The following is a 12,775-nucleotide window of genomic DNA, read 5'->3' on the forward strand; positions in this document are numbered from 1 at the left end:
GGGCGCGCCGTCAGCGCCCCCGCGGCAGCGACGGCGTGCGCCCGTTCAGGCCGGGCCGGTCGACGTCGCGCGCGACGCCCTCGACGACCTGCGGGAACCGCTCCGGCGGCGGCCCGAACGCGAGGCGCGCGCCCTCGACGACGGTCCGGCCCATCGCCCGCCCGCCGGCGACGCCGATCGCGGCGCCGATGCCGTAGGGCGCGAGCCGCCCGAGCGCGAGCCCGGCGAACTTCGCCGCCTGCTTCTGCATCATCTTGCGCATGAGGGTGCTGTTGACCTTCTTCACCGACGAGCGCGGCATGCGCGTCAGCAGCAGGCGGCCCATGCGCAGCGTCGACAGCTCGCCGACGCTGCTGCCGATCGCCTTCGCGCCGTCCTCGCCGAGCACGCTCGCCAGCACCAGCGCCTTGCGCCGCTCGGTGTCCTCGACCTCGATCCCGTGGACCGACGCCACCGCCAGCGAGAACGCGGCCGACGCGCCGAAGAACGTCGCGACGTCGCTCACGGTCAGCGCCGTCGCGACGCCCGTGCCCACGACGGGCGCGGCGGCGGCCGCACCGACGGCACCGCCCGCACCGGCGACGACGAGCAGGTACTCCTTCTCGAGCAGCTCGACGATCCGCGCGGGGCTCGCCTCCGGGTTGCGCCGGCGCAGGCTCGCGACGTGCGCGTGGATGGTGGCGGACGGGATGGTGACCGCCTTGTCGAGGGCGGTCTGGAGAACCTGCGGCATCAACGCTCCCCGGTGACGTGGAGGGTGGTGGTGGCGCCGGCCTCGAGGGTCCGGCCGACGGTGCAGTGCTGGTCGACGGCACGGTGCACGACGGTGAGGAGGCGGTCGCGGGCCGCGTCGTCGAGCGACGACAGGTCGACCTCGAGCTCCTCCGTGAGGTGCGGGTACCGGTCCTCGGTCGGGTGCGCGAGCCCGCCGACGCGGATCGTCACGCGCACGTCGTCGCCGAGGCGCCGGGCGAGCGCGGCGTCGCTCGACAGGCCGGTGCACGCGCCGAGTGCGATCTTCAGCAGCTCGCCGGGCGAGAAGGCGCCCTCGTCCCCGACGGAGCCGATGAGCACCTCCGCGCCGCGCGAGCTGCGCCCGGTGTAGCGACGCGTGCCGGTGCGCTCCAGCCACAGCCGGGTGTCGCCGGCGTTCGCCAGGGGGTCGGTGGGGTCGGAGGCGGCGGTCGCCGACGCGGGGTCGCCCAGGGCGGTGCCCTCGGCGGCCGGCGCCGGGTCGCCCGCGAGGTCGCGCGCGTCCTGCTCGGTCGTCATGCGGCCGATCCTCGCACGCGGCCCCGACGCCCGCGCGGGACCGGGGCCGCCGCTCGGGCGTCCCCGGTCCCGCGTGCGGTGTCCCGAGTGCGGCGTCAGCCGACCGCGAAGAACACGAGCGCGATGGCGAAGCCCATGAGGCCGATGAAGGTCTCGAGCACCGTCCACGTCTTGAGCGTCGTGCGCACGTCCATGCCGAAGAACCGGCCGACGAGCCAGAAGCCCGAGTCGTTGACGTGCGACGCCATGACGGACCCGGCGGCGACCGCGAGCACGATCGCGGCGAGCTGCACGGCCGAGAAGTCGCCGGACGCGACGGCGGGCTCGATGAGCCCGGCGGTCGTGATGAGCGCGACCGTCGCGGAGCCCTGCGCGACGCGCAGGATCGTGGCGATGAGGAACCCGGCGACGATGATCGGCAGGCCGAGGTCGCCGAGGGCGTCCTCGAGCGCCGCGCCGATGCCCGACGCGCGGAGCACGGCGCCGAACATGCCGCCCGCGCCGGTGATGAGGATGACGGAGCAGACGGGCCCGAGGGACGACTCGAGCAGCCGCTCGATCGCGGTCTTGTCGCGCCCGCGCCGGTGGCCCATCACCCAGGCGGCGACGAGCACGGCGATGAGCAGCGCGACCGGCGTCGAGCCGATCGCCCGCGCGACCTGCACCCACGTGGCGTCGGCGTCGACGACACCGGCGGTGCCCAGCGTGTTCAGCCCGGTGTTGACGAAGATCAGCAGGAGCGGCAGCAGCAGGACGCCGAGCACGGTCCCGAACGACGGCGGGTTGTCCGGCGCGTCCTCGTCCGACGTCCGCCCCAGCAGCTCCGGCACCGGCAGCACCCAGCGGCGGCCGGCCCACACGCCGTACAGGTACGACGTCACGTACCAGGTGGGGATCGCCACGACGAGGCCCAGCAGCACGACCATGCCGGGGTTGGCGCCCAGCAGCTCGGACGCCGCGACGGGCCCCGGGTGCGGCGGCACGAACACGTGCATCACGGAGAACGCACCGGCCGTCGGCAGGCCGTACGTCAGCACGGACCCCCCGAGCCGCCGCGCGACCGCGAAGACGATCGGCAGCATGACGACCAAGCCGGCGTCGAAGAAGATCGGGAAGCCGAAGATCAGGGACGCGACGCCGAGCGCCAGCGGTGCCCGCTTCTCGCCGAACCGCCGCACGAGCGTGTCCGCCATGACCCTCGCGCCGCCGGACGTCTCGACCATCCGGCCGAGCATCGCGCCGAGCCCGACGAGCAGCGCGACCGAGCCGAGCGTCGTGCCGAAGCCCGTCGTCAGGACGTCGACGACCGCCCCCGCGGGCACGCCCGTCGCGAACGCCGTGACCAGCGAGACGAGGATCAGCGCGAGGAACGCGTGCAGGCGCAGGCGGATGATGAGGAAGAGCAGCAGCGCGATCGCGGCCGCGGCGATGCCGAGCAGCGGCCCGGCCCCCAGCGTCTGTTCCCAGTCCTCCGGTGGCACGGGTCCTCCTGGTGCGTCGGTGCCCACGGACCACCCGCGGGCGAGGGGTCAGCGGGCCGGCGGGCGTCCGTCGGCGACGAGCCCGAGGGCGCGGATCGTGCGGTCGGCGACGGCGTCGGGCGGCACGTCGACGACGACGGTGACGCCCTGCTCCTCGTCGGCGAGCGGCTCGAGCGTCGCGAGCTGCGACGGCAGCAGCGTCGTCGGCATGAAGTGGCCCGAGCGGCCGGACATGCGCCGCTGGAGCAGCTCCGCCGGCGCGGTCAGGTGCACGAAGCGCACGTTCCCGTCGGCCGAGCGGAGCACGTCGCGGTAGCTGCGCTTGAGCGCGGAGCACGTGACGATCGAGCTGTGGCCGGCGCGCGTCTGCGCGCTCAGCCAGTCCCGGATCGCCTCGAGCCACGGCCACCGGTCGTCGTCGTCCAGCGGCGTGCCGGCCCTCATCTTGGCGATGTTGGCGGGCGGGTGGAACTCGTCCGCCTCGGCGTAGGGCCAGCCCAGCCGCTCCCGCAGGACCGTCGCCAGCGTCGTCTTGCCCGAGCCGGCCACCCCCATGACCACGAGGTGCGGCACGTCCTGCCGCGGCTGCGGACCCCCTGCGTCGTCGACCACGCGTTCACCCTGCCCGAGTCGCCCCCCGCGGGCCAGCGGGGACGGCCACGAGCGCGACGCGCCGCGGCCCGCCGAGGTCCGGGTGCTCGTCCCACGTCCACCCGGCGGCGGTGAGGCGGGCGTGCAGCGCGGGGCGCACGCGCGCGTCGACGGGGTCGGGCGTCTCGAGCACGAGCACGACGGCGCCGCCGGGACGCAGGTGCGCGGCGGCCGCGGCCAGCGGTGCGCCGGCCGGCTCCGTCCACACGGCGTTGACGTTCACGGCGACGACGACGTCGGCCGGCGGCGGCGCGTCCGGCAGCGCGGCGAGGTCGGCGAGGTCGCCGGTGTGCACGCCCCACGCGCCGCCGGGCGCGGCGGCGGCGAGCCACTCCCGCAGGCGCCGCGTCGCCGACGCGGACCGGTCGATCGCGTCGTACCGCGCGACGGTCCCGACGAGCAGCGGTGCGAGCCCGCGCGGTCCGCTGCCCACCTCGAGGACGCGGCCGTGCGTGCGGGCGGTGACGAGCTGCGCGGCGGCCGTCTGCCGGTCCACGGGCGCCTCCTCGCGTGCCGGACGGGCGGCGGCGAGGCGTCGTCCCCGCCTCCCGGGACCGTACGCCGGCGCGCACGTCGCGCGCGACGCCCGGCCCGGCACCGTCCGCCACCTGCGCGTCGACTGGGCCGGCGACGTCGCGCAGCTCCTCGTCGACGGGCGCGTGGTCGCCGACCGGTTCGGCGACGGCACCCCGTGGCACGTCGACCTCGACGTCCTGCCTGGCGCCGTCGCGGACCGCGTCGGCGTGCGCGTCCTGCCGCTGCACCGTGCGGCGCGCGTGTGGCTCCCGGCCGGCGCGGCGGACCGGCGCCGGTCCGGGCACGGACCGCTCGGTGCCCTCGACGCCGTCTCCCTCACGCGGTCGACGACGTGGCGCGCGCCGCTGGGCTGACGCGCGGCACCTGGCGCGTCAGCCGACGCGCCAGGCCACCGGCTGCGGCTCGTACTCCTCGTGCGCGTCCCGGGTCACCTGCGGGTTCTCGCTGACGCCCACCCAGGCCAGCGGCACGCCGGCGGGCAGCACGACGACGTCGCAGGCCTCGACCTCGACCCCGGGCAGCAGCGCGTCGAACCGGCCCGTCGTGCACGGGTCGAACAGGCCCATGACGAGCAGGTCGCTCGCGCCCGTGCCGTCCTCGGCCCAGCCGCCGACGTGCGGCGCACTCACGCCCGCCGCGCCCACGGTGGTGGTGCGCGCCCACTCCAGGCGGTGCGCGGTGCGGATGTAGTAGACGGTCTCCGCGGCCGGGTCGACGGGGTCGGTCATGTCGACGCCGGCCAGGTCGGCCGGGTCCGCGGCCGACACGTCGATGAGCCGGGACGTGAACTGCGCCTCGGCGTAGTAGTCGCTCGTCGGGTCGAACCCCATGTGCGCCTCGATGACCGCCGTGTCCGTCGTGCCGAGGAACGACCCGGGCGGCGTGGGCGTCAGACGTGTGCCGACCTCGAGCGGCTCGACGTCCGGCGTCGGGGTGGGCGTGGGCGTCGACGTCGGGACGGCCGTCGCGGTCGGGGTGGCCGTCGCGGCGACATCGTCCGCGCCGGGCGTGCAGGCAGCCAGCGTGACGACGGCCGCGGCGGCGAGCGTGACGGCGACGGCGCGGGCCGTGCCGGCGGCGGGGGAGGGACGCACGGCCGTCATCCTGCCCGCCGGTGCGGCACCGGGCACGGCACGTCACCCGGCCGCCGCGCGTCGTGTCGCGCGCCACCGGCACGTCGCCGCACCTCACCGGCACGCCCACCGGAGCCCGATCCGGGGAACATCCCATGACCTCGCGGCGTTGGGAGAGGTGTTATGAGGAAGCGATACGAAGATCTCGAGACCGACGACGGCCGGGTCGTCCGCTACTTCCGGCACAGCAACGGCGGCGGCATGGTCGCCAAGGGGGCCCGCGTGGCCGACGACGCGTACGTCGCGGACGGCACGTGGGTGGACCCCGGCGCCCAGGTCGAACCGGGCGCGCACCTCGGACGCTACTGCTGGGTCGAGCCCGGCGCGGTCGTCTCCGAGGGCGCGCAGCTCGGCACCCACGTCCACGTCGGCCGCAACGCGGTCGTCGGGCGTTCCGCGAAGCTCGGCACCCGCGCCGAGGTCGGGGCGCGCGCCCGCCTGCAGGACGGCGTCGTCGTGGCCCCCGAGGCGAGCGTCGCCGAGGGCGCCGAGGTCGAGCGCCGCGGCTACCCGCCGCACGTCCTGGCGGCCTGACTCGACCACGCACGACGCCCCGGCGGGCCACCGTCGGGGCGTCGTCCTGCGCGCCGGCCGGGCCGGGGCGATCATCCGGGTGACGCGCGCGGCCGGGTGTTCCCCCGTCGGTGTGCCGCACGGCACGCTGTGCGGCGTCGCGACGCACCGGGCGGAGCGCCGCACCGCCGGAGGCACGGATGGGACTGTTCCGTCGTCGTGAGGACCGCACGCCCGACGAGGCGCTGCCCTTCCTCAGCGTCGCCGACGCCGAGCGCGTGCGCCGGCTCGCCACCGACGCGCTCGGCCGGGCGGGCGTGCCGGTCGTCGCGTTCGCCGACCGGCTGGAGAGCCTCGACGGGCGCGCGTTCGGGCTGTGGAACCTCGCGGCCGTGTGCGCCGAGACCGACGACCGCCGCGTGTGGCCGGACCTCGTCGAGGGGCATGTCGCGCGGCTGCTGCGGCCCCCGCCGGACGTGGCGACGATGCCGGTCGACGAGCTGCTCGCGGGCACCGTCCTGCGCGTCTACTCCACCGACACGCTCGCCGAGTGGGGCGCCGAGCGCCTCGGGTACGCGATGCCCGTCGCCGAGGACCTCGTCGAGGCGCTCGTGCTCGACTCGCCGCACGCCGTCTCCCTGCTCACCGACGACGAGGTCGCCCGCGCCGGCCACGACGCGCTGCGCGCCGCCGGCCGCGCCCGGCTCGTCGCCGAGCCGTACGAGCACCGCCGCGAGCCGCTCGCCGACGGCGCCGAGGCCGACGTGCTGATCGGGGACTCGATGTTCGTGGCGAGCAAGGTGCTCGTGCTCGACCACGTCCTGACCGCGCTGCACGGGCCGCGTGCGTACCCGGACGGCGTGCTCGTCGCGCTGCCGGACCGGCACACCCTCGTCCTGCACGTGCCGGACGGGCCGTCGGTCGTCCCCGCGCTGCAGAGCCTCGCGGGCTTCGCGGCAGGCGCGTTCGCCGAGTCCGCCGGGGGCGTGTCGCCGTCGGTGTACTGGTGGCGCGACGGGGTCCTGCGCCGCGTGAGCCGGCGCACCGAGGACGGGCGCACCGCGATCGAGGTCGGCCCCGAGCTGGAGGCGGTGCTCAGCCGGAACGCCCGCGCCTGAGCCCGCGGTTCACCCGTCGGGGCGCCCTGGCGCGTGCCGCGGGGCGGCAGGATGACGCCATGCGCAGCGATCTCTTCGACCAGTCGAACCTCGAGGTGGACGGCAGCCGCCGGTTCGCCCTGCAGAGCCGCAAGATGCTGAAGGTGACCCTCGGCGAGCCGGTCATCGCCGCCAAGGGCGTGATGGTCGCGTACCAGGGCGCCGTGCAGTTCCACCACAAGGGCGCCGACAGCCTCGCCAAGTTCGTCAAGCGGGCCATCAGCTCCGACGACCAGGCGCTCATGACCGTCTCCGGGCAGGGCGACGTGTTCTTCGCCCGCTACGCGCACGACGTGTTCATCCTCGAGCTCGAGGGCGACGCCATCAGCATCGGCGGCGGCAACGTGCTGGCATTCGACGCGAACCTGCAGTGGGACCTGCACCGCACCCGCGGCGCCGGGATGATGACCGGCGGCCTGTTCAGCACGCTCATCCACGGGCACGGGTCCGTCGCGCTCACGTCCGACGGCCCGCCCGTCATCCTCGACTGCTCGCAGCAGCCGACGTTCGTCGACCCCAACGCGGCCGTGTGCTGGTCGGCGAACCTGTCGCCGGAGATCGTGTCGAGCATGAACATGACGTCGCTGCTGCGCGGCGGCACGGGCGAGGCGTTCCAGTACAAGTTCCACGGGCCGGGCTTCGTGATCGTGCAGCCCTCCGAGGGCTTCCCGATGGTGACGCAGGGCTGACGTCGCCGCCGCAGTCCTCCCGCACCTCGCCGGCTGGACGTGCGCGAGGACCGCGGCACCGGGCACGCCTCGATGCGTCCCATCGAGTGATCCGTGGGGTGCGCGGTCGTGACTGCGGTCGTCGCGTGCGACGTGACCGCCAGGATGGGGCGCTGCTGCTCGTCCAACCCGCTCGGAGGCCCTCATGGAGACCGCTGCCATCACGTCATGGACCCTGATCCAGGAGATCCCGATCCCTCCCGACGTGGTGGACCTCCTGGTCGAGGGGGAGGAGGCCGTGGCCGCCTACAAGACGTTCCGTGACAGCGCGATCTTCACGACCCGGCGCCTCATCGTGCGGGACGCACAGGGCCTCACGGGCAAGAAGGTGGAGATCTACTCGCTGCCCTACAGCTCGGTGGTCATGTGGTCGTCGGAGAACGCCGGCAAGGTCTTCGACGTCAACGCGGAGCTCGAGCTGTGGACCCGAGCCGGGCACATCAAGGTGAAGCTCGACCGCAACATCGACATCCGTCGCCTCGACAAGCTGCTCGCCTGGGCCATCCTCAAGGGGTGACGCGCGGCTCGGTGCGCCGGCCGGTCCCGGAGGCGGTCTTTCTCACGGGCGTACGCACGCCGGACGCACGGTGTGCGCACGCTCGCGAGAAGGACACGCTTCCTCGCGCGACACGTCGACCCGCGTGCCGGCCCGCTCGAGGTCAGCCGGCGCACTGACCGCCGCGGACGCCCGCCACCGTGACCGCGCCGAGCGCCGGCGCGGTGCGGTTGCCGGTGCACAGCAGGTCGCCCGTCACGTCGAGCGCCTCGAGCGCGACCGGGTCGTCGTTGTCGAGCACCTGCACGTCCCCGCCGACCTGCACCGGGCGCGTCGTCGGCCCGGTGACGCAGTCGCCCTGCCACGCCGGCCCGCCGACGCGGACCGCGCGCTGCGCGTGCCGGACCACGAGGTCCGCGCCGATCTCGCTCGCGCACACCTGCACGCCGTGGGCCCACGACGCCGTGAGCCCGCGGCGCAGCACCGACGCGATGACGCGGACCTGCCCGGTGTGCAGGTTGACCCACCCGCCGACCCAGCTGCCGCGCACGCGCAGCTCCCAGGGCGCCGTCTGCCGCGTCGCCACGTTGATCGCGCCGTGCACGACCGACTGGTCGACCGCCATCTGCTGCGCCTTGCCGCGGATGCTGCGCCCGACCGTCGACTGCAGCACCGTCAGGTCGGTCGCCCGGTCCAGGTGCACGCCGCCGCCGACCTCGGCGCTCTGCAGCAGCAGGGATGCGACCTCGTTGACGTGGACGTCGCCCGCGACGCGGCCACGGAACGTCAGCTGCGCCTCCGGCAGCACGTGCAGGTCGCCGAGCACGACCGTGTACCCGAGCGGGCAGCCCGGGTAGACGCGCAGGTCGCCGGGGACGAGGACCGGCACGCCCGGGGTGTCGTAGTCGCAGCTCAGGGACGGTGCCGTCGGTGGGGCCGCGCTCGGGGGCGCGGCGGCGTGGGCGGGCGGGAGCGCACCGGCCGTCGCGAGCAGCGCGGCGACGACGAGCGCGGCCCGGCGCCGCAGGGCGCGGGTGCGCGCCGGGCGGTGCGTCCGGTGCGGCTCGGGCGGCTGCGCCGCGGCCGATCGCTGCGCCCGGCGCATCCGCGCGGGCCCGGTCATGCGCACTGCCCCGTCCGCGCGCCGCCGACGGTCACGGTCACGTCGACGACGGGTGCCGGGCGCCCGCCGCTGCACGTGAGCGCGCCGGCGACGTCGACGTGCCCGACGGTGACCGGCCCGGCGTTGTCGAGGAGCACGAGGCCGCCGGCGTACCGGCTGCGCTGCGGCTGCGCGTCGTCCAGCCAGGTGCCGGCCCAGTCGCCGGGTGGGCCGGGCCACCAGGCGAGGTCGCCGACGTGCACGCGCGCACGGGCCTGCCGGACGGTCACGTCGGCGTCGACGAGCAGCTCGGAGACCGTCGACGCGCGTACCGCCGTGAGCGTGAGGCCGCGGTGCAGCCACGACTGCGCGACCTCGGTGCGCCCGCCGTGGACGTTGACCCAGCCGCCCACCTCCGACCGCAGCAGCCGCACGCCGGTGTCGCGGACCGCAGCCGGCACGGTGACGTTGACGGCGCCGCCGATGCGCGACTGCGCGAGCGTCACGGCGTCCGCCCGGCCACGCACCGACAGCCCCACGACGCCGATCACCGTGACCGACGCGGCGCCGTCCAGGTGCAGCCCGCCGCGCACGTCCACGTCGGTCATGTGCACGCTCGCGCCGCCGCCCACGTGCAGGTCGCCCCGGACGCGGGAGTGGTACGTCGGCCACGACGACCCGGGCAGCACGTGCACGTCGCCGGCGACGAGCAGGCCGTCGGCGTAGCAGGTGCCGTCGACGACGAGGTCGCCGGGGATCTCGCGGTACTGCCGGAAGTCGGCGACCTGGCCGCAGACGGTCGGCGCCGGTTCTGCCGCCGCCGCTGCCGGCGCCACGCCGCCCAGCAGGAGCACCGCGACCGCCACCGTGGCCGCGCGTCGTCGCCGTGCCCCCCGGTGCGTGCGTGCGTGCGTCGTCCGGCTCGGTCGCATGTCGCCCCCCGCGGTCGCGTCCGTCGCTCGCCATCGTGTCCGCCCCCGCGGCGGCGGCCAAGGTGCGCGCCCCGACTTCACCCGCTGCGCCGCCGAGACCGCCGCGCCGCCCCGATCGCTGCGCCGCCCCGACCGCTGCGCCGCCGTCACCGGTTGCGCCGACCTCGCCCGCAGCACCGGGCCCCGGTGCCACGATGGCGCCGTGACCTCCCCACGTCCCACCCCCGTGTTCGTCGCCGGCATCGGCAACTCCGAGCCGGACCACTGGCAGGCCCGGTGGCACGCCGAGCTGCCGCACGGCGTCTGGGTGGAGCACGCGTCGTGGGACCACCCGGACCGCGACCTGTGGGTGCGCGACCTCGACGAGGCCCTGCGCGCGGTCGCGGGGCCGAAGGTGCTGGTCGCCCACAGCCTGGGCTGCACGCTCGTCACGGAGTGGGCGGCCGGGAACGAGGACCCCGACGTCGTCGCCGCGCTGCTCGTCGCGGCGCCCGACGTGCACGGGCCGGCCTTCCCCGAGGAGGCCGTCGGCTTCACCGGCCCGACCGACCGCCCGCTGCCGTTCCGCACGGTGCTCGTCGCGAGCCACGACGACCCGTTCGCCACGTTCGCGCACTCCGTCGCCGTCGCGGACTCGCTGGGCGCGACGCTCGTCGACGCGGGCCACGTCGGCCACGTCAACGCCGGCTCCGGCCTCGGCGACTGGCCGGCGGGACGCGCGCTGCTGGACGAGCTGCTGACGCACTGACCTCCGGACGGCCGCCACGCTCGTGCCGCGGGCGCCGCCCGTGGCGGCTGCACACGGCGGCTGCCTACGGCCGACGCCGACCGTCCGCGGCGCGCACCCGTCCCGCGCCGGGTGGCGAGCGCACCGGTCCGGCGCCGGTCAGCGCCGGGGTGTGCACCGTGCCGCGGATGAGCGCCGGGGTGTGCACCTTGTTCCGGGTGCGGGCCCAGACGTGCACCCTGCCGCCGGCGAGAGCCGAAGACGGAGGGACTTCTTTCTGCGGGCGTACGCCCCCTGTACGCACGGTGTGCGCACGCTCGCGGAAGGACATCCGTCTGCCGTGCGACACGCCGACCCCGCCCGCGCGCCGGCCGTGGCGGGGGACGCGCCGAGGGGCCCACGCACGCGCGGGCCCCTCGGATCGTGCAGGTCGTTCAGGTGGCAGTGCAGGTCGTGCGGTCCTACCGGTCGTCCGGATCCCGCACCTGCGTGTCAGCGCGTGCCGGCCAGCGCCTGCCCGGCGATCGCGAGCGCTGTCGCGAGGTCGACCTCGTCGGCGGCCGAGGCGGTGAGCTCGACAGTGCGCGGCAGCAGCGGGCGGCCGAGCGCGCGGTAGTCCCAGCCGGCGGCCCGGTAGGCGTCGGCGTCGAGCGCGTGCCGGCCGTCGACCACGCGGCGGTGGGCGACGAGCCAGCCCATCATCTCGGGGTCGGCGGTGCGGAACTGCGCCCACTCGGTGAGCAGCGCGACGACGTCCGCGCCGTGCAGCGCGGCGGGCAGGCTCTCCGCGTAGGTCAGGTCCGGGTAGGCGCGGCGCGCGTTGTCCATGGCCTCGGGGTCGTACACCTGCACGATCGCGCCCTCCTCGTGCAGCATGCGCGCCACGTCGAGGGCCGGGGCGTCGCGGATGTCGTCCGAGTTGGGCTTGAACGCGGCGCCGAGCGCGGCCACGCGGACGCCCGCGAGCGAGCCGCCCGCGAGCTCGCGGACCAGGTCCACCGTGCGGGTGCGGCGGCGCGCGTTGATGGCGTCCACCTCGTGCAGGAACGAGACGGCCTGGCCGACGCCCAGCTCGGCCGCGCGGGCGGCGAACGCGCGGATGTCCTTGGGCAGGCACCCGCCGCCGAAGCCGAGGCCCGGCTTGAGGAACCGGCCGCCGATGCGGTCGTCGAACGACAGCGCCTTGGCGAGCAGGTTCACGTCGGCGCCGGTGGCCTCGCAGACCTCGGCCATCGCGTTGATGTACGAGATCTTCGTCGCGAGGAACGAGTTCGCCGCGACCTTGACGAGCTCGGCGGTGGCGAGGTCGCACTCAACGAGCGGCGTGCCACGGTCGAGCACCGGGCCGAACGCGGCCGCGAGCTGCGCCGACGCCCACGCCGACGACGTCCCGAACACCAGGCGGTCCGGCGCGAGCGTGTCCTGCACGGCGTAGCCCTCGCGCAGGAACTCCGGGTTCCACGCGAGCTCCACGTCCGTGCCGGCGGGCGCCGTCGCGTGCAGGCGCTCGGTGAGCGCCTGCGCCGTGCCGATCTGCACGGTCGACTTGCCGACGACGAGCGCGCGGCGCGTCAGGTGCGGCGCGAGGGCGTCGACCGCGGCGTACACGTACGACAGGTCCGCGGCGAGGGAGTCCTTGCGCTGCGGCGTGCCGACGCAGACGAAGTGCACGTCGCCGAACGCGGCGGCCTCCGCGTAGTCCTGCGTGAACCGCAGGCGGCCGGTCGCGAGCGTCTCCGCGAGCAGCTCCTGCAGGCCGGGCTCGAAGAACGGCACCTCGCCGGCGGACAGGCGGGCGATCTTCGCCGCGTCGACGTCGACGCCGAGGACGTCGAACCCGAGGGCGGCCATGCAGACCGCGTGCGTCGCGCCGAGGTAGCCGGTGCCGATGACGGTCATGCGGGGGCGGGCGACGACGGGGATGCCGTCGACGTGGGTCGGGGTGACGCGCTGGTTCTCGCGCTGGTTCTCGCTCATGAGAATGCCCTCCAGGGTGTGCTCGGCCCGCCCACGGCGGTGCGCGGGCCGGACGGGGGATGTGGCGGG

Annotated in this window: 15 protein-coding genes; 6 read left to right on the top strand and 9 right to left on the bottom strand. The window is 75.8% G+C overall.

The window, feature by feature from the left end; genetic code table 11:
* Positions 1 to 10 precede the first annotated feature (10 nt).
* From ACFUMH_RS01600 to ACFUMH_RS01620, 5 genes are all read right to left on the bottom strand, one after another.
* Positions 11 to 733, bottom strand: coding sequence for a hypothetical protein (locus ACFUMH_RS01600; protein ID WP_378199339.1), 723 nt, complete (start codon positions 731 to 733; stop codon positions 11 to 13).
* Positions 733 to 1,272 carry an OsmC family protein gene (locus ACFUMH_RS01605; protein WP_378199342.1) on the bottom strand — a complete coding sequence of 180 codons (540 nt, stop codon included), beginning with the start codon at positions 1,270 to 1,272 and terminating at the stop codon, positions 733 to 735. The genes ACFUMH_RS01600 and ACFUMH_RS01605 overlap by 1 nt, the downstream gene beginning before the upstream one ends.
* A gap of 95 nt (positions 1,273 to 1,367) precedes the next feature.
* Positions 1,368 to 2,753 (bottom strand): GntP family permease, encoded by a 1,386-nt coding sequence (locus ACFUMH_RS01610; protein ID WP_378199347.1) that lies wholly within the window; start codon positions 2,751 to 2,753, stop codon positions 1,368 to 1,370.
* 48 nt (positions 2,754 to 2,801) lie between these two features.
* Positions 2,802 to 3,308 (bottom strand): gluconokinase, encoded by a 507-nt coding sequence (locus tag ACFUMH_RS01615; RefSeq protein ID WP_378199494.1) that lies wholly within the window; start codon positions 3,306 to 3,308, stop codon positions 2,802 to 2,804.
* A gap of 61 nt (positions 3,309 to 3,369) precedes the next feature.
* Entirely contained in the window at positions 3,370 to 3,900 is a 531-nt protein-coding gene (locus ACFUMH_RS01620) for a methyltransferase domain-containing protein (RefSeq protein WP_378199350.1), read from the bottom strand.
* 163 nt (positions 3,901 to 4,063) lie between these two features.
* Here ACFUMH_RS01620 and ACFUMH_RS01625 point away from each other — a divergent pair, with 163 nt between their 5' ends.
* The gene (locus ACFUMH_RS01625; RefSeq protein ID WP_378199353.1) at positions 4,064 to 4,294 is read left to right on the top strand and encodes a hypothetical protein; all 231 of its coding nucleotides are present in this window, start codon (positions 4,064 to 4,066) and stop codon (positions 4,292 to 4,294) included.
* Between the two features lie 18 nt (positions 4,295 to 4,312).
* On the opposite strand, the gene ACFUMH_RS01630 is transcribed toward ACFUMH_RS01625, so the two are convergent.
* Positions 4,313 to 5,035 carry a hypothetical protein gene (locus ACFUMH_RS01630; protein ID WP_378199356.1) on the bottom strand — a complete coding sequence of 241 codons (723 nt, stop codon included), beginning with the start codon at positions 5,033 to 5,035 and terminating at the stop codon, positions 4,313 to 4,315.
* 162 nt (positions 5,036 to 5,197) lie between these two features.
* Between ACFUMH_RS01630 and ACFUMH_RS01635 the strand changes: the two genes are divergently transcribed.
* From ACFUMH_RS01635 to ACFUMH_RS01650, 4 genes are all read left to right on the top strand, one after another.
* Entirely contained in the window at positions 5,198 to 5,608 is a 411-nt protein-coding gene (locus ACFUMH_RS01635; RefSeq protein ID WP_378199360.1) for a transferase, read from the top strand.
* A 179-nt stretch (positions 5,609 to 5,787) separates the two neighbouring features.
* Positions 5,788 to 6,705: a hypothetical protein gene (locus ACFUMH_RS01640; RefSeq protein ID WP_378199363.1), complete on the top strand. Its 918-nt coding sequence runs from the start codon at positions 5,788 to 5,790 to the stop codon at positions 6,703 to 6,705.
* A gap of 59 nt (positions 6,706 to 6,764) precedes the next feature.
* Positions 6,765 to 7,433, top strand: coding sequence for an AIM24 family protein (locus ACFUMH_RS01645; RefSeq protein WP_378199366.1), 669 nt, complete (start codon positions 6,765 to 6,767; stop codon positions 7,431 to 7,433).
* A gap of 184 nt (positions 7,434 to 7,617) precedes the next feature.
* Positions 7,618 to 7,989: a PH domain-containing protein gene (locus tag ACFUMH_RS01650; protein WP_378199369.1), complete on the top strand. Its 372-nt coding sequence runs from the start codon at positions 7,618 to 7,620 to the stop codon at positions 7,987 to 7,989.
* A gap of 142 nt (positions 7,990 to 8,131) precedes the next feature.
* On the opposite strand, the gene ACFUMH_RS01655 is transcribed toward ACFUMH_RS01650, so the two are convergent.
* Positions 8,132 to 9,091 carry a hypothetical protein gene (locus tag ACFUMH_RS01655; RefSeq protein WP_378199372.1) on the bottom strand — a complete coding sequence of 320 codons (960 nt, stop codon included), beginning with the start codon at positions 9,089 to 9,091 and terminating at the stop codon, positions 8,132 to 8,134.
* The gene (locus ACFUMH_RS01660) at positions 9,088 to 9,924 is read right to left on the bottom strand and encodes a hypothetical protein (protein ID WP_378199375.1); all 837 of its coding nucleotides are present in this window, start codon (positions 9,922 to 9,924) and stop codon (positions 9,088 to 9,090) included. Before ACFUMH_RS01660 ends, ACFUMH_RS01655 begins: the two co-directional genes overlap by 4 nt.
* Positions 9,925 to 10,204: 280 nt before the next feature.
* Between ACFUMH_RS01660 and ACFUMH_RS01665 the strand changes: the two genes are divergently transcribed.
* Positions 10,205 to 10,750 carry an RBBP9/YdeN family alpha/beta hydrolase gene (locus ACFUMH_RS01665; protein ID WP_378199377.1) on the top strand — a complete coding sequence of 182 codons (546 nt, stop codon included), beginning with the start codon at positions 10,205 to 10,207 and terminating at the stop codon, positions 10,748 to 10,750.
* Positions 10,751 to 11,221: 471 nt separating this feature from the next.
* Here ACFUMH_RS01665 and ACFUMH_RS01670 read toward each other — a convergent pair whose 3' ends face one another.
* Positions 11,222 to 12,628, bottom strand: coding sequence for a UDP-glucose dehydrogenase family protein (locus ACFUMH_RS01670; RefSeq protein WP_378199497.1), 1,407 nt, complete (start codon positions 12,626 to 12,628; stop codon positions 11,222 to 11,224).
* Positions 12,629 to 12,775 lie beyond the last annotated feature (147 nt).

Source organism: Cellulomonas sp. NPDC057328 (assembly GCF_042667215.1).
Classification (GTDB): Bacteria; Actinomycetota; Actinomycetes; order Actinomycetales; family Cellulomonadaceae; genus Cellulomonas.

Excerpts from the sequence above, each read along its gene's own strand:
- ACFUMH_RS01635 (WP_378199360.1), top strand. The coding sequence starts at position 5,198 with ATGAGGAAGCGATACGAAGATCTCGAGACCGACGACGGCCGGGTCGTC.
- ACFUMH_RS01605 (WP_378199342.1), bottom strand. The coding sequence starts at position 1,272 with ATGACGACCGAGCAGGACGCGCGCGACCTCGCGGGCGACCCGGCGCCG.
- ACFUMH_RS01600 (WP_378199339.1), bottom strand. The coding sequence starts at position 733 with ATGCCGCAGGTTCTCCAGACCGCCCTCGACAAGGCGGTCACCATCCCG.
- ACFUMH_RS01640 (WP_378199363.1), top strand. The coding sequence starts at position 5,788 with ATGGGACTGTTCCGTCGTCGTGAGGACCGCACGCCCGACGAGGCGCTG.
- ACFUMH_RS01650 (WP_378199369.1), top strand. The coding sequence starts at position 7,618 with ATGGAGACCGCTGCCATCACGTCATGGACCCTGATCCAGGAGATCCCG.
- ACFUMH_RS01645 (WP_378199366.1), top strand. The coding sequence starts at position 6,765 with ATGCGCAGCGATCTCTTCGACCAGTCGAACCTCGAGGTGGACGGCAGC.
- ACFUMH_RS01615 (WP_378199494.1), bottom strand. The coding sequence starts at position 3,308 with ATGGGGGTGGCCGGCTCGGGCAAGACGACGCTGGCGACGGTCCTGCGG.
- ACFUMH_RS01670 (WP_378199497.1), bottom strand. The coding sequence starts at position 12,628 with ATGACCGTCATCGGCACCGGCTACCTCGGCGCGACGCACGCGGTCTGC.
- ACFUMH_RS01655 (WP_378199372.1), bottom strand. The coding sequence starts at position 9,091 with ATGACCGGGCCCGCGCGGATGCGCCGGGCGCAGCGATCGGCCGCGGCG.